At 58.4% G+C, this 23,216-nt stretch carries 15 protein-coding genes; 10 read left to right on the top strand and 5 right to left on the bottom strand.

All coding sequences use genetic code 11. From position 1 onward, the window contains the following. Nucleotide 1: 1 nt before the first annotated feature. On the bottom strand, nucleotides 2-1,783 hold the full coding sequence (locus AC0V6X_RS02715) for a ShlB/FhaC/HecB family hemolysin secretion/activation protein (RefSeq protein WP_486183060.1): 1,782 nt from the start codon (nucleotides 1,781-1,783) through the stop codon (nucleotides 2-4). A 452-nt stretch (nucleotides 1,784-2,235) separates the two neighbouring features. On the opposite strand from AC0V6X_RS02715, the gene AC0V6X_RS02710 reads away from it, so the two are divergent. Genes AC0V6X_RS02710 through AC0V6X_RS02700 form a run of 3 tightly spaced genes read left to right on the top strand, consistent with a single transcriptional unit; the run spans nucleotide 2,236 to nucleotide 4,342 of the window. Next, nucleotides 2,236-2,847, top strand: a complete 612-nt coding sequence (locus AC0V6X_RS02710; RefSeq protein ID WP_486183059.1) for a DUF1214 domain-containing protein — start codon at nucleotides 2,236-2,238, stop codon at nucleotides 2,845-2,847. Next, on the top strand, nucleotides 2,844-3,392 hold the full coding sequence (locus AC0V6X_RS02705; RefSeq protein ID WP_486183058.1) for a DUF1254 domain-containing protein: 549 nt from the start codon (nucleotides 2,844-2,846) through the stop codon (nucleotides 3,390-3,392). The genes AC0V6X_RS02710 and AC0V6X_RS02705 overlap by 4 nt, the downstream gene beginning before the upstream one ends. Next, nucleotides 3,389-4,342 (top strand): alpha/beta hydrolase, encoded by a 954-nt coding sequence (locus AC0V6X_RS02700; protein ID WP_486183057.1) that lies wholly within the window; start codon nucleotides 3,389-3,391, stop codon nucleotides 4,340-4,342. Before AC0V6X_RS02705 ends, AC0V6X_RS02700 begins: the two co-directional genes overlap by 4 nt. Before the next feature lie 3 nt (nucleotides 4,343-4,345). Here AC0V6X_RS02700 and AC0V6X_RS02695 read toward each other — a convergent pair whose 3' ends face one another. Then, nucleotides 4,346-6,421 carry a glycoside hydrolase family 97 protein gene (locus tag AC0V6X_RS02695; RefSeq protein ID WP_486183056.1) on the bottom strand — a complete coding sequence of 692 codons (2,076 nt, stop codon included), beginning with the start codon at nucleotides 6,419-6,421 and terminating at the stop codon, nucleotides 4,346-4,348. Nucleotides 6,422-6,590: 169 nt separating this feature from the next. Here AC0V6X_RS02695 and AC0V6X_RS02690 point away from each other — a divergent pair, with 169 nt between their 5' ends. Continuing rightward, nucleotides 6,591-8,270 (top strand): CRTAC1 family protein, encoded by a 1,680-nt coding sequence (locus tag AC0V6X_RS02690; RefSeq protein WP_486183055.1) that lies wholly within the window; start codon nucleotides 6,591-6,593, stop codon nucleotides 8,268-8,270. Between the two features lie 13 nt (nucleotides 8,271-8,283). Here the strand turns inward: AC0V6X_RS02690 and AC0V6X_RS02685 are convergent, their stop codons facing one another. Further along, nucleotides 8,284-9,672 (bottom strand): alpha-amylase family glycosyl hydrolase, encoded by a 1,389-nt coding sequence (locus tag AC0V6X_RS02685; protein WP_486183054.1) that lies wholly within the window; start codon nucleotides 9,670-9,672, stop codon nucleotides 8,284-8,286. Further along, nucleotides 9,672-11,279, bottom strand: a complete 1,608-nt coding sequence (locus AC0V6X_RS02680; RefSeq protein WP_486183053.1) for an MFS transporter — start codon at nucleotides 11,277-11,279, stop codon at nucleotides 9,672-9,674. Before AC0V6X_RS02680 ends, AC0V6X_RS02685 begins: the two co-directional genes overlap by 1 nt. A 302-nt stretch (nucleotides 11,280-11,581) precedes the next feature. On the opposite strand from AC0V6X_RS02680, the gene AC0V6X_RS02675 reads away from it, so the two are divergent. From AC0V6X_RS02675 to AC0V6X_RS02660, 4 genes are read left to right on the top strand one after another with little or no spacing between them, the layout of a single operon-like run. Continuing rightward, the gene (locus tag AC0V6X_RS02675) at nucleotides 11,582-13,423 is read left to right on the top strand and encodes an alpha-amylase family glycosyl hydrolase (RefSeq protein ID WP_486183052.1); all 1,842 of its coding nucleotides are present in this window, start codon (nucleotides 11,582-11,584) and stop codon (nucleotides 13,421-13,423) included. An 8-nt stretch (nucleotides 13,424-13,431) separates the two neighbouring features. Continuing rightward, nucleotides 13,432-15,090 carry an alpha-glucosidase gene (locus AC0V6X_RS02670; RefSeq protein ID WP_486183051.1) on the top strand — a complete coding sequence of 553 codons (1,659 nt, stop codon included), beginning with the start codon at nucleotides 13,432-13,434 and terminating at the stop codon, nucleotides 15,088-15,090. Nucleotides 15,091-15,094: 4 nt separating this feature from the next. Then, nucleotides 15,095-16,129 carry a LacI family DNA-binding transcriptional regulator gene (locus AC0V6X_RS02665; RefSeq protein WP_486183050.1) on the top strand — a complete coding sequence of 345 codons (1,035 nt, stop codon included), beginning with the start codon at nucleotides 15,095-15,097 and terminating at the stop codon, nucleotides 16,127-16,129. Continuing rightward, nucleotides 16,126-17,646 carry a tryptophan halogenase family protein gene (locus AC0V6X_RS02660; protein WP_486183049.1) on the top strand — a complete coding sequence of 507 codons (1,521 nt, stop codon included), beginning with the start codon at nucleotides 16,126-16,128 and terminating at the stop codon, nucleotides 17,644-17,646. Before AC0V6X_RS02665 ends, AC0V6X_RS02660 begins: the two co-directional genes overlap by 4 nt. Nucleotides 17,647-17,743: 97 nt before the next feature. On the opposite strand, the gene AC0V6X_RS02655 is transcribed toward AC0V6X_RS02660, so the two are convergent. Next, nucleotides 17,744-20,533: a TonB-dependent receptor gene (locus tag AC0V6X_RS02655; RefSeq protein WP_486183048.1), complete on the bottom strand. Its 2,790-nt coding sequence runs from the start codon at nucleotides 20,531-20,533 to the stop codon at nucleotides 17,744-17,746. Nucleotides 20,534-20,872: 339 nt separating this feature from the next. On the opposite strand from AC0V6X_RS02655, the gene AC0V6X_RS02650 reads away from it, so the two are divergent. Together AC0V6X_RS02650 and AC0V6X_RS02645 are read left to right on the top strand one after the other, a co-directional pair. Continuing rightward, the gene (locus AC0V6X_RS02650) at nucleotides 20,873-21,622 is read left to right on the top strand and encodes a DUF6445 family protein (RefSeq protein WP_486183047.1); all 750 of its coding nucleotides are present in this window, start codon (nucleotides 20,873-20,875) and stop codon (nucleotides 21,620-21,622) included. 52 nt (nucleotides 21,623-21,674) lie between these two features. Beyond that, nucleotides 21,675-23,165, top strand: a complete 1,491-nt coding sequence (locus tag AC0V6X_RS02645; protein ID WP_486183046.1) for a tryptophan halogenase family protein — start codon at nucleotides 21,675-21,677, stop codon at nucleotides 23,163-23,165. Nucleotides 23,166-23,216: the final 51 nt, after the last annotated feature.

Below are 23,216 nucleotides of genomic sequence, written 5' to 3'. Positions count from 1 at the left end.
ATCAATATCTCCAAGGGAATAGGCGGGCCGTGACCGAGAACATAAATCGGACATTGCCACGCTGAGTCGCCAGATCAGGCCGCTCCAAAGGAACAGCGAGGAAAGCGTCAGCTTGAATTTTTGAGCCCCACACCGCGCGCACGCCGCCACCGGCGGACCACAGACGGTCAGGATTGGTGCCAGCGCGGCTGGGGTCTTCGTTCCATGCCCAGGCCGCATCGGTGAAGGCGTAGGGCTGGAATGCCCAGGCGTCCTGCCCATCCGGCGCAAGCGAACCCAAGCGCATCTCCAGCGTGGCGGCAACCCCGCTATCGCCCAGCACAGAACCCGGATCATAACCGCGCCCAATGGAGAAGCTGCCCGCGGCAAACTCCTCAAAAGCAGGCAGAGGATCGGGTGAATATTGCGCCATCGTCTCCAGCGAGAATGTCAGCAGCGGATTGGGGCGATACTCAAACGCGCCATCAAACCGCGCAAGGAACGGGGAGGGATTGGCCTCAATCCGGCTGGGCGGGACAGCGCCGCCAGTCGCGCAAGCGAACAACGACTCGCGGCAGTCGCGGCTCGCCGACAAGACGTCCAGACCTTTGCGCAGCTCCACCCCCCAACGATAGCGCCAGCGCGGCTCATAGGGCGTGTATCCGTCGATCCGCTGAACGCTGTTTTGCTCCGTCCGGTCGCCTGAGAGGCGCGCATAGACCGTGCGCACCTTGTCGCTGGAGAGCGGGATTTCGTTGATCTCAACATCCTGATCGACAAGGTCAAAACCGCCGCTCAAGAACAGGTTCGCCCGGCGCGAACGTTGCAGGGGATAGGAGGCGTAGAGGCTTGCGAAAACCGTCTCGGATTCGAAGTCGAAATTGGCAACGCCAATATCGGGGTTCGCTTGGCTGAAGGTTAGCCCCGCGCCCACCCGCAATCCTTCACTGCCAAGCGCGAAGTCGTGGGAGAATTGATAGGTCTGCTGCTCCGAAAATTCGAGCGTGCTGAACACCGCCGCTGACGTTCGGTCGCCCAACCCGGTGATGTCGTAGACTTCGCCGCGCAGCAATCCGCCAAAGCGCCCGATTGGCTTGGAGCCAAAGTTCTGGACGTTGAGGTCAATCGCGCCCTTGCGCCGCACAACCGCGATTTCACCCAGCAGATCGCCCGGCGCTCCGCCCGCGGCAGGGCGCAGCGACAGGCGCACGTCAATGCCCGGAAGATCGTCCGCGAGCAGCAGATAACGCTCTGCATCATTGGTGTTGAAAACCGGCTGGTCGGTGAGGTTTTCCAGATAGCCGGCGACCACTGCCTCCGACGGGCCAGCATCGCCGCGCACGCGCAGGCCAACCAGCTTGCCAAACACTACCCCGAAATCCGCGACCCCGTCGCTGAGGTTCTGCTCAGGGATCTCGACCGTCGCCAAATAGCCTTGCCCGCGCAAAGCCGCGTTTGCTTTAGCCCTGATGTCGCACAGGACCGCCAAAGGCAGCTCGCGCCCGACATAGCCGTCATAGGTATCAGCAAGCGAGAGGCCCGGCACCGCGTCGAGCCCCGCAAACTCCACTCCGCTGAGCGTCAAGGTGATCTCAGCATATTCAGGCTGGTCCAGCACGCAGGGCGAGCGTTCAAAATCGCCATCAATCGTTAGCGTCACACCGCGCCTGTCCTCGCGCCGAAGCTCTGGCGGGGTCAGCTGCGTGCGAGGGGGCGGCGTGATCTGCGGGAGGGTTTGTGCTTGCGCAACAACAGGTTCAAGCGGCGCTGCCAGCACAGCGCTGGTGACCACAACGGACGACAAGAGAATGCCCTTTGATCGCCGATTGCTGTCAGCAATGCGCAGAGCGCCAGATCTCAAATCTAAAAGTCGCAAGCAAACGCCCCCCGTTTGACCCAAGTCCAAGACGCCGAAAAAACCCCGCGCCTGTCGCTGCACGATCCCATTAGAACCGCGCTGTGAAACGCTTAAGCAGCGCTCCATCAAAACTCTATTCCGAACGTTGGCTTTGCCAGTTTGCGCCGCAAGTTTACGGTCGTCTTTGCCCCAATTGCCCTTGCCCGGGCGACCCATTTGTTGGGCGGAGTGATACGCCTTTTGGAAAGCAAGACAAGGGTTGGAGGGCGAAACGTAGGGCAAAGCGCGCAGATTGTCGTGTTTGAACAAGTGTTTGTCCAAAGCGGCGCTTTTGCGGGCCAGAAAAGGGGTGGGTTGGGTTTAAGTTGGCGGTGGTCTTCGTCTCAGCCTGCGGTAACATGGCCTTTATGTTGAAGCGCCTGTCCCTCTTTGCACTCGCTGGTATTCTGGGGCTTTGCGTCGGCGTCTATTCCGCGCTCGCCATGTCGGGCTTGCTGCCCGGTGACAGACGCATTGGCGATGGGATCACGATCAACGGCTGGACCGGAGACCTTGCGCAAGGCTCCGCTGACGCCTCCCCCTATCTGCGCGCGCGGATTGCGCGGCACGGGTTGCTGGCGCTGGCTCAGTCAGAGGCGATCTATTTCATCCGCGCGAGCGATGATGATGGTGCAGCCTTGTCCGAGAATTGCGACTATCGCCTGTCTGGCGGACCACTGCCTGCAGGATGGTGGTCGGTGACGCTGTATAACGATCAGAACTTCCTGCCAGACAATGATGACGAGGCGTTGAGCTTCGATGCCAGCCGCGCGGGCGACGGGGAATGGATCGCGATTATCTCCGCTGAAAGACCGGAGGGCGATGCAAATTGGATCTCCAGCCGCAATGCGGGCGCGTTTGATCTGACCTTGCGGCTTTACATGCCTGAGGAACTTGCGCTGGAGGCACCGGAGGAGGCGATTGCTGCCCCCTCGATTGAGCGGCTGGGTTGCGCAGGGGACACGCCATGAAGCGCTGGATTGCACCTCTCGCCTTCGGGACCGCCATCGCAGTGATCAGCCACGTCGCGGTGCTCTACGCCGCCCCCGGCTTCATCATGGACCGTGCGATGACCATGCTGGCGGAGCGGGGAATCGCGCAGCACGCTTTCACGCTCGGCCCGCGCACAACGCCGGAGACGCAGAGCGTTGTGCGGCCCTCCCCCGACCTTGCCTACTCAGCCTGCCTGTACGATTTCGAAGACGCGCCAGACGGCCTGATCGTGAGGATGGCCCCGACCCAGGGATATTCCTCGCTCTCCTTTCACGACGCGTCGACCAACAACTTTGCGACCTATCGCGGGGGAGAAGGCAAAGGCGCCTTTGTAGAGTTCATGCCACCGGGTTGGGCGCGCAACGGTGCAAGCCAGCTTGTGTCGCCAACCAGCAAAGGGATCATCCTGATCCGCAGGCTTGCGCCCAGTGTGGCGGATTACCAATCCATCACCGCCGCCGCGATGAACGACATTTGCGGGGAGATCAAAGTGACCGTGGTCGATGTTGAGGAAGGTTCATGAGCAGCGTCAACCGGCTCAACGCAACGCGGCGCGGTGCTCTTGCCGCGATAGGCGGAGCGGGCGCTGTGTCCGCTTTTCCGGGGCTTCTCCATGCGCGCAGCGATGGCGGGCGAATGCTCGAATATCGCGGTGTTGCGGCGCTTGGCCTGCCCAATCAGCGCCTCTCCATATGGCTTCCGTCCGGATATGATGCGGGCGAGAGGCGCTACCGCGTGCTCTACATGCATGACGGGCAGAACCTGTTCGATCCGGCCACGTCCAACTTCAACAAGGTCTGGGCGGCGGACACAGCGATGCTGGGCCATGCGGCGACCTCAGGCGAGGACCCTTGGATCATCGTCGGGGTCTGGTCGCCCGGCGCGGATCGCTATCGCCAATATATGCCCAAGCCCGCCTATGATGCGGCCGGGCCTGAGTTGCGGGCGAAGATGGATGCGTTCGGCAATGGCAAGGAGATTGTCAGCCACCTTTACCTCGAATGGATCACCGGCACGCTGAAGCCGTGGGTCGATGCCAATTTGCGCACGCTCTCCGGGGCGGGTGAGACCGCGATCATCGGGTCGAGCATGGGCGGGCTGATCAGCCTCTATGCCTTCCTCGAATACCCGCAAGTCTTTGGCCGCACGGGCTGTGTCAGCACCCATTGGCCGGGGATCGCCCCGCGACAGGTGGGCGAACCGGATGCCGAGATGCTGCGCATTTGGAAGGACTTTATCCTCAACCGCCTCGGCCAACCGGGCCAGCGCCGGCTATGGTTCGACCGCGGCGATGCGACGCTGGATGCCCACTACCCGCCCTATCAGGACGCGATCGATACGCTGATGGAGAACACCGATTGGAGCGAAGGCCTCAACTGGATGAGCCGAGCCTATCCCGGCGCCGAGCACGAGGAAAACGCCTGGGCCGCGCGCTTGCCTGAGGTGCTCGACTGGGTGCTGGGCTCTCCCTGAGGCTCAATCCCGTTCAATAAAGCGCACTGCGATGCCGCCTGAGGAAGCAAGATAGGACTCCATCGTGCCGCCGCCGGTGACTTCGATCTCCTCGATCACGATGTCGTAGGGGTTGTGATCCCAATGGGCATGCGTGCCGTCGCGATAGACCTGGGCGGTGTAGGTCTTGCCCTCCTCAAGGAAGGTGAGCGGCAGGGTCAGAGTGCGCTCTTCCGCATCGGTGATTGCGCCAAGGAACCACTCGCCGCTGGCCCGGCCCTGGCGCGCAATCGCGACATATTCGCCGACTTCGCCGGCAATCGCGATGCTCTGTTCCCAATCGGCCTCAACGTCTTTGATGAACTGGAAGGCGTCCATCCGCGCTTCGTAATTCTCCGGTAAATCCGCCGCCATTTGCAGCGGGGAGTAGAGCACTACGTAAAGGGCCAGCTGCTTGGCGAGCGTCGTCTGCGGACGGTTATCCGCCCCGCCGCGCTGCATATCCTCACGCACGGGAGGACGCTCATTGGGGCGCAGGTCAAAGATGCCGGGCGTGAAGTCCATCGGCCCCGACAGCATACGCGTGTAAGCGAGGATCGAGATGTGCTCGGGCGGATTGGGAGGCGTGCCCCAGGCGTTGAACTCCATACCCCGCGCGCCCTCTCGCGTCATCCAATTGGGATAGGTTCGGCGCAGCCCTGTATCCTTCACCGGTTCATGCGCGTTGATTGAGATACGATAGCGCGCCGCCGCCTCGACCGCGCGAAGATGGTGGTCGACCATGAACTGGCTGTCGTGCCATTCATACTGGCGCACGCCATTATCATCATAGCGCACGATATCGCCCGCATCGGCGACATAGCCCGTTTTCACCTCGCGCACGCCGTTTGCGGCATAGAGGGCAAAGGCGTCCTCCATCTGCGCTTCGTAATTGGCGACATTGCCGCTGGTTTCATGGTGGCCGATGATACGCACGCCCCGCTCGGCTGCGTATTCGGCGAGCATCGGCAGGTCGAAATCAGGATAGCTCTCCGTGAAGCTGAACAGCTCCCCATTGTTGAACCAGTCGCCGTCCCAGCCGATATTCCAGCCCTCCACCAACACGCCGGAGAAGCCATGCTCTGAGGCGAAGTCGATATAGCGCATCGTGTCTTCGTTGTTCGCGCCGTGGATGCCGTCATTGCCCCAAGTCCGCTCGCGAATATGCATCGCCCACCAGATGCCGATATATTTGCCCGGCTCCACCCACGACACATCGCCCAGCTTGTTCGGCTCATTGAGGTTGAGGATGATGTCGGAGTTGATGAGACCCACCGCATCCTCTGCGATCTGGATCGTGCGCCACGGGGTCTTGAAGCCAGCCTCAGTGTGCACCTTGATCCCGTCGGAGCCAGCCCGCAGCTGAGCCTCAAAATCACCCGGACGCATCGCGATCAGCGACATGCCGGAATAGTCCACCAGAGCCGCTTCGTGGATGGAGATATGCACGCCATTGGTGCGGCGGAAGGTCACAGGGGTGTGCGCGTCGTCGACCACGCCCGCAGTGCCTGTGCGGTAGATGTATTCGTAACGATTGAACTGGCGGCTGGGCGTCCACCACGCGTCCGCCTCATTCTCAATCGCAAATTGAGTCAGCTCATCGGTGATCGCGATGGGGCCTTCGAATGCGGGTTGCTCTTCCAGCTCATAGCGGAAGCCAACGCCGGTATCGAAGACACGAAAGCGCACGGTGATTGCGCGCTCCGGCCCTTCCTGCGCAGAGAAAGTAACGGCCAGCTCGTTGTGATTGTCACGCACCAGCCGCCGCTCACCCCAAGGCTGCTCCCAAGTCGCATCATGCGCAGCGCGGGTTGAGCCTGTGATCGCAAGGTCACTTTCAAAACCATGATGGTCGCGGAACAACATGCCAAGGCGCGAGGTTCGGATCGCCTCATCCCCGTCATGCGTAATCGAATAGGTCGCCTGCCCGCCTTCATCACTGACTGTGAGGGTGATGTCGCCATCTGGCGACGTCGCTGTCAGCACCTCTGCCCGCAGCGGAAGCGCCGCTCCCATTGCAAGAGCCACAAATGCGATGAACCTGAACCAAAGGCGCGACATGTCTCTCTCCCTTTGCGTGGTCTGCGCTTGAGACACTTCGCCCAATGCAAACTCTTGCAAAAATTTCTCTCTCAAAGTGATTTATCCCAAACTTGCCCCTTTTCTCCAAGCAAAATTTCTGCAATTTTTTGCAAATTCCCCAAGTGAGGGGGAGGGGAGAGAAATTGTGATGGGATCGAAACGCGCTGCTCGGCTTGCGAGTTCAACCGCGATGTGTGTGGCCTTGGCGGCTTGCGGCGGCGGGGGCAGCAGCAGTACACAAGGCGGTGGAGCAGTCGCCGGTCCCTCACCCTCCCCCACGCCTTCGGTTGCCAGCGCCACTCTGCCCGGCGGAGACATGACCAGCTTCACCAATCGCGCGAGCGACATGGGGATCGGTTTTGACTTTGGATTTGGCCCCGGCCTCAACCCGATGGTCGCGCAATTCGCAGGTGGCGCGGCGGCGGGCGATATCGACAATGATGGCGATATCGACGTTTTCGTGACGCGCGGGGATACCGGCCCCAACCTGCTCTACATCAACCAAGGCGGCAGCTTTGTGGAAGGCGCAGCTGCGGCGGGCGTCGCTTTCACCATGGGCCCAAACACCAACGGCCGGCACAGCGGGCCGACCCTCGGCGATCTGGATGGCGATGGCGATCTGGACCTGCTGCTGGGCGGGTTGGAGAGCGGCCCGCTGAAACTCTATGCCAATGATGGTTCGGGCCAATTCACCGATGTCAGCGCTGGCTCTGGCTTTGACACGGCTGGCTCTGAACAGACCATTTCCATGGCGCTGGGCGATTATGATGCGGATGGCGATCTGGATGTGTTGATGGCGCATTGGGGTACGCCGCGCGATCCCACTTTGCCGGGTGAGACAGAGACTTTGTGGCGCAATGACAGCACACCGGGCGCAATGTCTTTCACGCCGGTCAGCGCAACCAACGGTATCGCAGGGCTGCTCGCCTTTGACCTGCCGCAAGGGGTGCTGGGGGCGAACTACGATTACACTTTTGCGCCGGGTTTTGCCGACATTGACGGGGATCGTGATCTCGACATCCTGATGGTGTCGGACTTTCGCGGATCGCGTGTGCTCATCAACAATGGCAACGGCACGTTTGGAGCCGCCCCGTTCACGCCGGACGATGAAAACGGCATGGGCGCGGCCATCGGCGACTTCGATAATGATGGCGACCTCGACTGGTTCGTCTCATCCATCAACGGCAACCGCTTGTTCGAGAATAGGGGCGCGGGCAGCTTCTTGCGCAACGCGGCCTCTGGCATTGAGCCGGGCGGATGGGGTTGGGGATCGTGCTTTGCCGATTTCAACGGCGATGGCTGGCTCGACATCTATCAGACCAATGGCTGGGAAGCGGGCAAGGACCCGTCCGCCTCCAACTATGTCAACGACATCACTCGGCTCTGGATGAACAAGGGCGACGGTACGTTTACGGACGCAGCGCAGGAATCCGCGATTGATGAGACCGACCAAGGGCGCGGCGTGGTGTGCGACGATTTCGACAATGATGGCGATGTCGATGCGCTGCTGTTGACGGCCGAGCCTAGCGCTTCGGTCTATTACTGGGAGAACCAGTTGACCGGCGCGAATACGGTGAAGGTCCGTTTGCGCGGTAAGGCTCCCAACACATTCGCAGTGGGGGCGATAGTGAAGCTGACTATCGCCGATACGGTGCAGACCCGGATGGTGGCGGTGAACAGCAACTTCACCTCGCACAATTCAACCGATCAGATCTTCGGCATGGGCCCGAATACAAGCGGCGGCCTGCGCGTGATCTGGCCCGATGGGTCCGAGACGATTGAACCGAATGTCAGCGCGGGGCAGACTTTGGTGATTACGCAGCCTTAGCGGCGCGCATTGCCTACTCGTCAGCGGTCCAGATGCGATAGCCCCAGGGCTGCAACTGGACGCGCGTGTCCTCGTCAAACGCCCCCGCATCGCCTGTCATGGCGTCGGTGTAGAGACCGTAGTGACGCTCAAGCTGGAATGAGACCGATTGCGGGCGCGGCGAGAGGTTGAAGACAGCGAAGACGCGGGCATCGCCCTCCCCTCGGATGAACGATAGAACATCGGAAGGCGCGGAATTGGGCACTTCGGTAAGCGGCGCACCGTGGCGGCCATTGTGGAGCGCAGGCTCAGCGGTTTTGAGCGCGATGAGCTTGCGGAACAGCGGGTCGTATGCGCCTTCTTTCCACTCAATCTCATCCTTCTCGAAGAATTCGAGCTGGCGGTCGAGGTCGGCCTCTTGGCCGTTGTAGATGAGCGGAAGACCCGGCCCTGTAAAGCTCAGCGCAATCGCGGCTTCGTAAGCGGGTCCGTAAATGTCCGAGGCGACACCGTCCCAGGAGTTCTGGTCGTGATTGTCGGTGTAGACCATGCGCATGGCGGCATGGGGCCAGGTGGTCTTCTGGCTGAGGTAATAGCCGCGCACGGCTCCTGCGCCGCTGCCATCCGCGACCAGCTCCTGCATCGCCTCTTTCCAGCCCCAGCCATAGGTCGCGTCAAAAGCGCGGGCGTGCAGGTCACGCTCCTCCCACTCGGCAAGCATGAAGACGGGCTTGATTTGGTCGAGTTCGGCGCGGGCGGTCTCCCAAAAGTCGAGCGGGACGAAGCCAGCGACGTCGGCGCGATAGCCGTCAATATCGAACTCGCGCACCCAGTAGGTGAGGCTGCCGGTCATATATTCGCGAAGCTCGGGATTGGAGTAGTCGAAGTCGACGACATCGGACCAATCCGTGCCTTCAGGCGGTATCATATTACCTTCCGGATCGCGGGTGTACCACTCAGGATGCTGGGAAATCAGTGGGTTATCCCAAGCCGAATGATTGGCCACCCAGTCCAAAATCACCTTCATCCCGTGTGAATGTGTTTCGTCAACAAACTCCCGAAATTCAGCCTCAGTCCCCAGATCAGGATTGATCCCGCGATAATCCCTCACTGCATAAGGACTGCCCATAGCCCCCTTGCGCTTCTCCTCCCCAATAGGATGGACAGGCATCAGCCAAATGACATCAACGCCCATCTCGGCAAGCCGCGGCAAATGCTCCTGCGCAGCTTTGAACGTGCCCTCTGCGGTGAACTGCCGCGTATTCATCTGGTAGATGACCGCATCCGCCGCCCATTCAGGCGTTGCCACCTGAACCACTTCGTGCGGTTGATACTGTGTCGCCTCTGAGCTCTTGCTATCGCAGGCAGCGAGAGCAAGGGGGAGCGCAAGCGGAAGGGCCAGCGCAAGAGCGGCGCGTTTCATCACGATGCTCCCGAAAGCTTGGCGTTTTTCTCGATCGTTGCCGATGTGCTGTCTGTGACAAACAAGGTCGCAACCGCTGCCAGCAAAAAAGACACAGCGCCAATCGCCATCGCATAGATCGCTGCGCCGTCGAGCAATGCCGTCACGAGGAAGCCCAGAGTGGTCGATGCGATCAGCTGCGGGACCACGATGAAGACGTTGAAGATGCCCATGTAAATGCCCATCTTTTTCGCCGGTACAGAGCCTGCAAGGATCGCATAGGGCAGTGACACAATAGATGCCCACGCGATGCCGAGACCGATCTGCGACACCCACAGGAGCGCAGGATCGCGGATAACGATGATCAGCGCGAACCCAACCGCGCCGATCGAAAGGTTGAAGCTGTGTAGCTTCCGCCGGTCGATCTTCGACGCAATGATGACGAAGCCGAGCGCAGCCGCTGCAGCTAGGCCATTACGAACCGATCCCATCAAGCTCCACCAGTCGGCCCCGTCCTGATAAGCGCTGCTGGTCGCGTCGGAGGAACCGAAGTGATACTCGGTCACCCCAGGCGTTCCATAGATCCATAGCGCAAACATCGCGAACCAGCTGAAGAACTGCACCACAGCGAGCTGCCGCATGGTGGTCGGCATTGCGAAGAGGTCATTTACGACCTCCATGAAACCGTTCTGATCGCTCCCCGAATTGCGCAGCATTCCCGCAACGATCTGTATAACTCCGAATGAGGCAATCAATCCGGCAAGGATGTAGAGTTCCTGTCCGACATCCATGGACGACACATTGCCCCTACCCCAGAAAACCAGACCGGCAAAAATCGCGCCGAGCACGACCCACGTCGCTCCACCGGAGAAGAACTGGCTCGCCGTGCGCTGGACGGTGTCGGCTGCGCTCTCGACTATGCCAAGTGCTTTCTGTCGCGCCTCATCAAAGGCGGCGATCTGTTCCGGGCTGTACTCCTTGGTCCTGAGGACAGTCCACAAAACCGCCACGAAAAGGGCCGTGCCGCCCAGGTAGAACGCCCATTGCACGGTCTCGGGAATCTCTCCTTCAGGCGCTGTGTTCGATAACCCCATCCAATTTGTCATTACCCATGGCAAAGCCCCGGCAATGACCGCGCCCACACCGATAAAGAAGCTCTGCATTGCATAGCCGCGCGTTCGCTGGCGGTCGGGCAAATTGTCTCCAACAAAGGCGCGAAATGGCTCCATCGTGATATTGAGCGAGGCATCCATGATCCACAGCATGCCCGCAGCAATCCAGAGGCTTGGCGAATTGGGCATGATGAACAAGGCGATAGTCGCCAGGATCGCTCCTACTAGGAAATAAGGACGGCGACGTCCGAACCGCCCCCAGGTGTTATCGGACATGTGGCCGATAATGGGCTGAACGATGAGCCCGGTCATGGGCGCAGCAATCCAAAGGATTGCCAGTTCATTCATCTCTGCACCAAGAGTTTGGAAGATGCGGCTCACATTGCCGTTCTGCAGCTCGAATCCGATCTGGATTCCGAGGAAACCAAAGCTCATATTCCAAATCTGCGCGGCATTCATGGCGGGCTTGCGCCCTGCCCCACTGGCTCCCGCCGCTGCGCTTTCGGCCAATCCCATCGCTGTTCTCCCATACGATCTGAGACTACCCTAGGGTATGCTCAAGACCGTTCTCCCGTTTACGCCACCTGTAATTGGTGCATAAATCCTCAATCACTCTCCTCCACCACATTGCCGAGCTTGCAAATTTTTGCAAGATTGTTTCATTGCGAACCGGTGATGAGAGGATAAAATCCTAATCGATGACTTTTTTCTGCATTTTATACAGATAGATAATTAGATCGTGGCACATGCACCCACCTGCTCACAAAGATTTGCAAATTTTCCAACTTAATGGCAGTCAGACGTCGGGAGAGAGCATTATGAAGCGAATCTTGTTTGGTGTGGCTCTGGCTATGACCGCTTTGGGCGGTGCTGCGGTGGCCATGAATGATGAAACCGAGGTCGATCTCGACCTGCGCGAGCGGCCACCCGAGGACGAGGTAGTCTATTTCGTCCTCCCAGATCGCTTCGCCAATGGTGACACTTCGAACGACCAAGGCGGGATTGAAGGCACCGCCCTCGATCACGGCTTCGATCCCACGCACAAAGGCTTTTATCATGGCGGCGACCTCGCTGGACTAACTGCAAAGCTAGACTATCTCGAAGGCATGGGCGTCACCGCGATCTGGTTTGCGCCAATCTTTGAAAACAAACCGGTCCAAGGTCCGGAAGGCGATGAGAGCGCTGGCTATCACGGATATTGGGTCACCGATTTTACCAGCATCGACCCGCACTTCGGCACCAATGAAGAGTTCAAAGCCTTCGTCGATGCGGCGCATGCGCGCGGGATGAAGGTCTACATGGACATCATCACCAACCACACGGCGGATGTGATCCAGTATGAGGAAGGCTACGAGTATCGCAGCCTGGCAGACTTTCCCTATTCACGCCGTGGCGGGCCTGAGGGAGAGCCGATCAATGAAGGGTTTCTTGGCGACACGGTCCTGACGGAGGAGAACTTCGCACAGCTAATCACCCCTGACTTCGCCTACACGCCTTATGTTCCTGATGGCGAAGCGGATGTAAAAGTGCCCGCTTGGCTCAACGATCCGATTTACTACCACAATCGCGGCAGCACGACCTTCAGCGGCGAAAGCAGCCGTTATGGAGACTTTGCAGGCCTCGACGACCTCTACACCGAGCATCCGCGCGTCGTCGAAGGCATGATCGATATCTATGCGAGCTGGATCACGCGCTTTGGCATTGATGGCTTTCGGATCGACACAGCGAAGCATGTGAACCCCGAATTTTGGCAAGCCTTCGTGCCGGCCATGCTCGAGACGGCCGAGGCGGAAGGGATTCCAAACTTCCTCATCTTCGGAGAGGTCTATTCGGATAGCCCAAACAGCGGATTCCTTGCTCAGTTCACGCGGCGCGACGGTTTCCCCGCTGTTCTTGACTTCGCATTCCAATCTGCAATTCGAGAAGCGCTTGGCAAAGGCACGCCTCCTTCCGTGATCGTCGACATGTTCGATGGTGATGTGAATTATGAAGGCGGTGAAGCGGCTGCGCGGACCATGCCGACCTTCCTCGGCAACCACGATATGGGTCGTTTCTCCACCCTCTTGCGTGATGACAATCCGAATATCAGCCAGGAGGAGCTGCTCGACCGAGTGGAGCTGGGCCATGCGATGCTCATGACGCTGCGCGGCAATCCGGTGATCTACTACGGTGATGAGCAAGGTTTTGTCGGCGACGGCAATGATCAGGCCGCTCGCGAGGACATGTTCCCGAGCCTGACCGAGAGTTATAACGACAACACTCTGATCGGCACCAGCGCGACAACAGCGGAAGAGAACTACGACACCGCTCACCCGCTCTATGTGTTGATCAAAGAGCTGGCCGCGGTTCGAACACGTCACGCTGCTTTGCGGCGAGGACAGCAGATCGTGCGCAGTTACGATGATGCAAAGCCCGGCCTTGTCAGCTTCTCCCGGTTTGACCCTGAGAGCGGAGAGGAATATTTGCTCGCGTTCAATACGTCGTCACAGTCGCTGAAAGCCAATTCGACGATTGGATATGGAGCTCAGTCGCTTGAGACACTCCACGGGGCATGTCCCGCGGCTGTGACAGCCCCCGGCAGTGTTGCGCTCGAACTGCCCGCTTTTGGATGGTGCATTGCTAAGGTAAGCGGCGCTGATGTGGACGAGGATAATCAGTGAACCGACAGATGAATATCCTTGCCGCCGCTGACGAGGCGGCGGCGCAGGAATGGTGGCGCGGCGCGGTGATTTACCAGATCTACCCGCGCAGCTTCCGCGATACCAATGGCGATGGGATTGGTGATCTCAAGGGTATCGCTGAAGGTCTTGATTACATCGCGTCTCTTGGGGTTGATGGCATCTGGATATCGCCCTTCTTCACTTCGCCCATGAAGGACTTCGGCTACGACGTTGCCGATTATTGCGGCATCGATCCGATCTTTGGCACGTTCAAAGACTTCGACCGGATCATTCAGCGCGCGCATGAGCTCGGCCTCAAGGTGATCATTGACCAAGTCTATTCGCACACCTCGGATGAGCATGCTTGGTTCAAAGAGAGTCGCAGGGACCGGACCAACGATAAATCAGACTGGTATGTCTGGGCAGACCCAAAACCCGATGGTTCACCTCCATCGAACTGGCAGTCGGTGTTTGGCGGCTCTGCATGGCAGTGGGACGGCCCGCGCAAGCAATACTACCTGCACAACTTCCTCACCTCGCAACCCGATCTCAATGTCCACAACCGCAATGTCCAAGATGCACTGCTGGATGCAGCGCGCTTTTGGCTCGATCGCGGGGTTGATGGCTTCCGTCTCGATGCGCTGAATTTCTCGATGCATGATCCCGAGTTTCGCGACAATCCGCCTTCCGGCGCTCCGCTGGAGGAGGTGACGAGGCCGTTCGACATGCAGGACAAGGTTTTCAACCAATCGCACGCGGACATCCCCGCGTTCATTGAGCGCATCCGCGGCGTGATGGATGAATATCCTGACCGCTTCACTGTTGCCGAAGTCGGCGGGCCTGAGCCCTTGGCAGAGATGAAGGCGTTTACGGCTGACGGGAAACGCTTGGATTCCGCCTATAATTTTGACTTCCTTTATGCCCCCGACCTGACAGCGGCGCGGGTCAAGGCGTCGCTTTCCAACTGGCCAGGAGAGACTGGCGAAGGGTGGCCTTCGTGGGCTTTCTCAAACCATGACGCTCCGCGCGCGACTTCGCGCTGGTCGGGGACGAAGAACTTCGAACGAGTGGTTCGCACGGCGATGATGGTGCTCCTCTCGCTGCGTGGCAATCCGATCATCTATCAGGGGGAGGAGCTAGGCCTTCCCCAAGGCGAGGTCGCTTTTGAAGACCTGCTCGACCCTGAAGCAATTGCTAACTGGCCCCATACTCTGGGACGCGACGGCGCGCGAACACCGCATCCCTGGGCCGCAAAGGCACCGCAGGCTGGCTTCTCAAGCGCTAACCGCACGTGGTTGAAAGTCGATCCGGCTCATGCAGAGCGAGCGGTGGATATGCAATCAGATGATACTGCCTCCGCGCTAAACTACACCAGGCAGCTTGTAGCCCTTCGCCGAGAACTGCCAGCCCTGGTCGCTGGGAGTTCTCAGCTGCTTGATACACCCAACGACATCCTCGCATTCGTGAGGCAGGCCGGGGAAGAAGCCATCTTGTGCGCGTATAATCTGGGGGATGATACGGTCCAGTGGTCGCCTCCGAGCGAATTTGCCGATAGCAGTGTCCTTGCAAATGAAACACGGATCGTCCCGCGTTCAGATGACAGCGTGGCGGTGCAGACCACAATGGCAGCGATGAGCGGTTATTGGGCGATCAAAAAGGGCAGTTAAAGGCATGAGCTCGGCCGGGGCAAAATCAGGCAAGAACGCCAGGCTTGAAGACATTGCACGCCAAGCAGGCGTGTCGATCTCAACCGTTTCGCGCGCGCTCAATGACAGTCCAGCTGTGAACCGTCGGACGAAACAGGAAATCTGGCGCATCGCCCGCGCACATGACTACGACTTTCGCAGCACAATGCCCAGCGGTCCGATTGGAGCCGATGCCACCATCGCTGTGATCGTCCCTGCCCCGCAGGCTCGTGAGACCCGCGTGGCCGACCCATTCTTCCTCGAGCTGCTCGCTGGCATTGCCGAGGCGGCGCGCGACCGCAAGGTCGATCTGGTGATCAGCCACATGTTCCCGCGCTCGGTCGAAGATCTCGAATTCGCGATGACGACCAGCAGGGCTAAGGGGATGATTTTCATCGGCCAAAGTTCACTGCATGATGGGTTCAACACGCTCGCGGGAAAGGGTCACAGCTTCGTGGTTTGGGGCGCGGATTTCGCTGACGCTCAGTATTGCACCGTAGGATCAGACAATGTCGCCGGTGGCCGCCGCGCGACCGCACATTTGCTGAGACTCGGCCGACAACGCATTCTGTTCCTTGGCGATACGGAAGCGCCAGAGGCCGAGCAACGGCTGCGGGGCTATCGGATGGCCTATGAACAAGCTGGATTGGCAGTCGATGATAGTCTCGCTTTCCCCGCCTATTTCAACGTCCAATCCGGTGAATCCGCGACGCGATCTGCCATCGAACAAGGCCTAAAATTCGATGCCATTCTTGCCGCCAGTGACCTGATCGCTATCGGCGCAATGCGGGCATTGAGCTTGTCAGGCATATCGGTTCCCAATGATGTGGCAGTGGTCGGATACGACAACATTCCCGCAGCGCGGCTCGTCACCCCGCGCCTTACTACGATTGACCAGGAAACCAATCTGGCCGGGCGCATGCTGGTATCAAAGCTAATCGACACAAAAGGCGGACAAGCTCTGTCTGAAAGGCTGGAGACAAGCCTGCTCATCCGCGAACTCTTGCGGAGCTTAAAGTGAGCTCAGCCCCCTCCCCCCTTCAGAAGGTCGTCATCGTCGGTGGAGGCAGCGCGGGTTGGATGACTGCGGCTGCCTTGTCTGATGCACTCGGGCCAAAATGCAGCATCACTCTGATCGAATCCGAGGCCATCGGTACAGTCGGCGTAGGTGAGGCAACGATCCCGCCGATCCGCACATTCAATCAGCGCATCGGCATTGATGAAGCCACCTTCGTCAAGGAAACCGCCGGCTCTTATAAATTGGGCATTCAGTTCGTCGACTGGTCACGCAAAGGACATTCCTACTTCCACCCCTTCGGACAATATGGTGCGGAGTTCGATAAGGTCCCCTTCTACCATTATTGGATGCGGGAGAGCTTGGCAGGACGCCTAGACGGACCGATTGACGATTTCTCGATGTGCTGGGCGATGGCCAAGGCAGGCAAGTTTGCTCATCCCGAGGCTGACAGACGCAAGATTCAATCGACTTTTGACTATGCCTATCACTTTGATGCGGGGCTCTATGCGGGCTTTCTACGGCGTTTGTCGGAGAGCCGCGGGGTTAAAAGGGTCGAAGGCAAAGTCGTCGATGTTGCACAGCGTCCAGCGGATGGCTTCATCGAAAGCGTCACCCTCGACAGCGGCGAGCAAGTGAGCGGAGAGCTGTTCATTGATTGCAGCGGCTTTCGCGGGCTCCTGATCGAGGGAACGCTAGAGGCCGGCTATGAGAACTGGCAGCACTGGCTCCCCTGCGACCGCGCCATCGCCGTTCCATGCGCCAAACAGGCGAGCATCACACCCTACACACGCTCCACTGCCAAAGCAGCGGGCTGGCAGTGGCGCATCCCGCTCCAGCATCGCACGGGCAATGGCTATGTCCATTGCAGCGACTTCATCAGCGAGGATGACGCGCGGGACGAGTTGATGGGTTCACTCGATGGAGAGGCTCAGGCTGATCCCCGCACCTTGCGGTTTGTGACCGGCCGTCGGCGCAAATTCTGGGACAAGAACTGTGTCGCGATCGGACTCTCAGCTGGCTTCATGGAGCCGCTGGAATCGACCAGTCTGCACCTTATTCAGTACGGCATCTTGCGCCTTATCGCGCTGTTACCGGACACCTCGATGTCGCCGCTGCTTGCACGCGAGTACAACGCACAGACGACCACCGAGTATGAGCGGATTCGCGACTTCTTGATCCTCCATTACAAAGCCACCACTCGCGATGATGCGGAGCTTTGGCGCTACACGTCGGCGATGGATATCCCGGATAGCCTGCAATACAAGATGGACCACTTCCGCGAGCATGGGATGCTGGTCGCTGATGAGCGGGAGCTGTTCGCTAACCCAAGCTGGATCGCGGTTTATCTCGGACAGGATATCGTGCCTAAGCGCGCGCCCGCCATCACGGAAATGCGCGACCATGTGCCCGCATCAGAACGGATTGGCATGGTGGCTCAGGCCATGAAGGATGCCGTCGCACAGATGTCCGAGCACGCGCATTTCCTCGACCGATATTGCAAGTCGCCTATCGCCGCCTGAAGCTCCGCGAGCTTAGATAAAGTCGCTCAATCATATTTGCCCACGAGAAAAGGCCCGCTGTTGCCAGCGGGCCTTTTCCTTTGCGATCCCGAAGAACTCAGAAGTTCTTGCGGATAGTGAAGTTGAACGTCCGTCCATAAATCTCATGTCGGCTCGGGAAGGTTCCGATGACATTACCACCGGCCCGGCCGTTTGAGTCGAACAGATCGTTTTGCGTCACGAACGGTTCGTTGGTGAGGTTGAACACCTCAACCAGAATGCCAAGACCTTCGAGCGGGCCACTTTCATTTTCGAAGGTGTACCCGATTTGAGCATCAAGGATGGTCTCGCTTTGAGCATCCGCACCGCTCAGACCACCGTCGAAGTTCTGCACTTCTGAACGGAAACCCGAACGGTGACGCGCGGCCAGCTTCGCACGGAAGCCATTGCGTTCATAGAAGATGTCGCCGGACCAGGTGTTCTCCGAATAGCCAGGGATCGGAGTGATGCCGTTGATCTCATCTTCAATCTCTGCATCGGCATAGGTGTAGCTGAAGAAGCCACCAAACCCTTCCAGAGCCGGGGTCACATCACCAAAGTCGACACGGATAGTACCTTCGATACCGGTGATCGAGCCATCCGCGAAGTTGGTAGGGCCGTTGACGATACCGACAGCAACGTCCGGGTTCGCGGCGAGGAAATCGCCATTGCCCGACGTGATGATGACTTGGCTGATGTCCTCAAGGGAACTTGCGCTCACGACCCAGTCCGACAGATCCTTGTGGAACGCGGCAATGATCAGCGCCGAGCCGGGAGAGAAATACTTCTCAAACGACAGGTCGAACGCGGTCGAGCGATAGGGTTGCAGGAACGGGTTCCCGCCACCGGTGTTAAAGCACACGACCGAAGGCGGATTGAACGCGACCAGATCATCTGGACGTTGGTCCATATCCGTATCCTGGCAACTCTGGTTGTTGAAGTTGAGGTTTTGGTTCGCCGCCAACTCATCCAAACGCGCCCGCGTGATCGACTTCGCAGCTGCGAGCCGGATAAAGGTATCCGTACCAACCTCAAAGGAGAGGTTTGCTGTTGGCAGCCAGTCATTATAGCTGAACTCCACCGAGTTCAGAGTGCCATCCGACAGCGTACCGGTTGAGCTTTGCGTCGTCTCTGCATAGCGCAGACCGATATTGCCGCGAACCGGAATGCCGCCCAGATCGCCATTGATATTCGCCTGAACGTAGAAGTTGTGCACTTCCTCGTTGACGACCCACTGCGTGTCGAACGTACCCGCCTCGACCGTATAGGTTCCATCGGTCAGGAACGATGACGGGTCATAGGCAAGGATATCGTTGTTGAGATCACCAGTGTCGGTGCTGCCAACAATCGAATTGGTCGGAACCGCGAGCGAACCGTTGGTGAAGTTGGCTGAAGCCCGCAGGAACGCTTCGTTGGAATCGAAATCCTTCGTGCGGTCAGTGTAGAGCCAACCAAAGTTCAGGCTCTCAAGCAGACCACCGCCAAGCTCATAGGTCGCCTCGGTCCGCAGCTGGTGCAACTCATCATTGATGATCGGGCGCTTGATAAAGCCAACCTGGCCCCAGCCCCCCGGATCGGTGAGCAGGACATTGGCCGGATCGGTGTAGTCGAGCAGGCCATCAATAGTGTATTCGCCGTTCTCCGGAAAACCGAAGGTCAGAGTATCTTGTGCGCCTGAGCGTCCCGGGCCAGTACCGGCATAACTCTCATAGTCGATGTCATCGCGATCGAGTGTCGAAAAGCCGTAATCAATCTCGAAGCTGAGCGAGTCGGTCAGGCCAAACGTCGTGTTGGCACCCAGAGCAAAAATCTGCGCTTCATTGCCTTCTGTGTCGGTCCGAAGGATCGGAACGACAGAAGAGTAGGTTGCGCTGTCAGCAAATGGCCCTGCACCCGTGACGCTGTCAACTTGCGCACCACTCCAAGATGCAATTGGCGTTTCCGTACCGCGGAAGATGCCGGCGTCCTGCGTGTCAGTGTAGAACGCATCGAACATCAGCGTGAAGTTTTCTTCCGGATCGAACTGCAAAGAACCTGCGATCGAGGTGCGCTGGAAGTCGCGACTAACGACACCCTGACGGGGGTTATCTCCGGGGAAGATCACGCCGTCTGCAGTGCGGCCAACCTGACCGTCATCAGTCTTCAACTCACGCGAGATAAAGTGCGTGGGGTTCGACTGGTGCGTGACGCCCAACGACCAACCCACCGTACCATCGGCATTCTGATCCACATAGGAGCCAAAGAAGCGGTAGCCATCATCGGCGAAGTCAGGGTTACGCGAGCCGCTGTCGTTCAACACATAGGTCGCAGAAACGCTCAGCTGCGGCTCGGTGTAATCAAGCGGGCGCACGGTGCGAAGATCCACAGCGCCAGCGATACCGATCGCGGCAATACGCGCATCGGCGGTCTTATAGACGACACCCTGGCTGATCAATTCTGACGGGAACTGGTCAAACTCAATCCCGCGATTGTTACCGGCCGAAACAACCTCACGACCGTTCAGCAGCGCAAGAGAGAAGTCCGGGCCGAGACCACGGATTGAAATCTGTTGCGAGCGCCCCCGAACACGCTGTGCGGTCACGCCGGGTAGGCGTGCAAGCGAGTCTGCGATTGAGAGATCGGGAAGTTGCCCCAAATCCTCGGCCGAAATTACTTCGACGATCGATGTCGAGTTGCGCTTGGTCTCCAGCGAAGTTTCGATTGCGCTACGAATACCTGTGACGACGATGGCATTGCCCTCGCCTTCAGCGACAGTCGTATCGTCGTCATTTTCCTGAGCAGCGGCCGGTGCCGCCATCGCCACAAGAGCCAGACCCGTTGCTGTCCCACACAGCAGACGAGCATTAGCGGTAAAACGCTTCAGTCCCATAATTATGTCCTCTCCAACCCAACGTGCTTTTACACGTTTTGCAATTTTTTTCATACCGCAGAAGCCAAGTGTCTTTCAACGCAATTCTTCAAACTATCCCGGATTATCGCCATATCTGCCTTTTTTGTTTATTTTTAGATATTTACAGCCGCCAAACTCGGTTGCACTGGCAATCCTTCAGGCACATGCCTCGAGAGTGTGGCACACTAGTCACACCCAACCCTCGCGCAGCCACCCCATCCAACCCACCTGGCACCTTCAGTATCAGGGCGGGACTACAGAGTTTATATTTATATCTTTATTTCAGTTATTTAATATCGCAAATTGGCAAGAAGGCTCTTGTTTGATACCCTAACCGTTCGGTCAGCTATTTGGCCGGGATTGGGATTTCAGATGCAGGAATGGGCGATCTCTCTTGATCACGCGGTGGTTGGTAACTTTTCGCGTGAGAAGCATGACTTTGTCAGCGTCAAAGGCTTCATGAGCACGCCCGAAACGGCAATCGAAAGCGCATCTTTGCAAAATTTTGCAGAGATCACTCCCCAGTATCCCGGCGTGCGCGCGCCTCTTCCCGCGAAGGTTTCTGTTGCGTGGCTGGGCGCACTCTCTCCGATGCTGGACTCAGTGTTTGGCCCAAGCGCTATGGGATGGGAGATTCAGGCGTGGTTCTCGCTTGTCACCACTCCCCCAGGTGATCTGATCCCCATGCAATGCTTTCCACACGTCGACGGAACTGATCCCGAACAGCTCGCGATGATGCTCTACCTTCATCGCACTCAGCATGGTGGGACGGCTTTCTTTCGGCACCGATCAACTGGGCTAGAAGCAGTCACTGCGGAGAGCTTTCCCCGCTACCGGGAGGCACTTCAAAGCGACGTAGAAAGAGACGGTCTGCCTAAGCCTGCATATGTTGGCGATGGCGGCCCGTATTTTGACAGGACGTATGCAAGTGAGGGCAAATTCAACGAGGCCATTTTCTATCGCGGCAACCTGCTACATTCGGGAATCATCGACAATGATCAAACCCTGTCAGCAGACCCAAGAGAAGGCCGCCTCACGATCAATGCCTTTTTCCGTCAGAGTCGATAGGCACTGAGCACGCCACAAGACGCCCATTCGCAACCCTTCGAGAGACACATAAGTGACACAAGAAAGCACCCAAAAGTTGGTGATCGTCGGCGGGGGTACCGCCGGATGGATATGCGCGGCGGCGTTTGCGCGGCTAATGGGCAAAGCGCTTGAGATAGAGCTTATCGAATCTGACGCGATTGGAACGGTCGGGGTTGGTGAAGCGACCATCCCTCAAATTATTCGCCTCAACACGATCCTAGGGCTCGATGAGCGGGACTTCGTGTCGCGCACAAAAGGGACATTTAAGCTCGGCATCGAGTTTGTCGATTGGGGCAAGCTGGGCAGCAAATATCTGCACACTTTTGGCGATGCAGGGATGAACCTCGCCAGCGTTCCGTTCCACCAATATTGGAAGCGCGCAGTAGCGGCAGGCCATGACAAGGACCTTTGGCACTACTCCTTGCACCAAGTGGCAGCGGATCAAGCAAGGTTCGGCAAGCTCGATCGGGTGGGGAACACCCCGATGAACGGCCTCGCCTACGCCTATCACTTCGATGCGAGCCTCTATGCGGCCTATCTGCGTGAGCACGCGGAGAAAAATGGCGTCACTCGAAGTGAGGGGATTGTCAGCACAGTCGCCCGCGATGCGCAGAGTGGCGACATCACGGCCATCACACTCGACAACGGAAAGGAAATCAGCGGGGACTTCTTCGTTGATTGCACAGGCTTTCGCGCCTTGCTGCTCGGCGAAGAACTAGGCGTTGGATATCAGGACTGGTCACATTGGCTCCCATGCAACAGCGCTCAGGCTGTCCCCAGTGAGCGGCTCGATACGCTCGTTCCGTATACCCGCGCCACCGCAAAGACCGCTGGATGGCAATGGCGCATCCCGTTGCAGCACAGAACGGGCAACGGTCACGTCTACAGTAGCGACTTCATATCGGACGATGAGGCAGGGGAAATCCTGCTCGCAGGCCTGGACACGAAGGCACTCGCCGATCCTCGTCCGATCCGCTTCACCACAGGGAGGCGGGAACAATTCTGGTCACACAATTGCGCCGCCATCGGTCTTGCGAGTGGCTTTCTGGAGCCTCTGGAATCAACCAGCATCCATCTCATCCAATCGCATGTTAGCCGTCTTCTGCAACTGTTCCCTGTAAAGGGAGCGGATCCGACTAAAGAACGCGAAGAGTACAATCGCCGTTGCGCCGCCGAATTTGAGCAGATCCGCGACTTCCTGATCTTGCACTATTGCCAGACTGAGCGCGAAGACACCGAGTTCTGGCGCTATTGCAAGAACATGGACGTGCCCGACAGCCTCACTCACAAGCGTGAGCTTTTCGCTTCGAGTGGGCGGGTTGGACGCGATGCTGACGACCTGTTCCGCGAGGCGAGCTGGGTTCAGGTCATGATTGGACAAGGTATTGTGCCGGAAGGCTATGACCCAATGGCTAACGGGCTGGATGACGCCCAACTAGAGGAATTTTTGCGCAATGTGCGTACAGTTATCGAACGCGCAGTCGCCTCTCTGCCAACGCATGAGCAATTTCTATCACAATAGCCTTCCAGGAAACCGATACTGGCCCTCTGGAACAAACCCTTTGCCAATCCG

The organism is Erythrobacter sp. S267 (assembly GCF_057365045.1).
The sequence above is the reverse complement of the archived record's forward strand: the minus strand, read 5'-3'. Positions and strand labels throughout refer to the sequence as shown.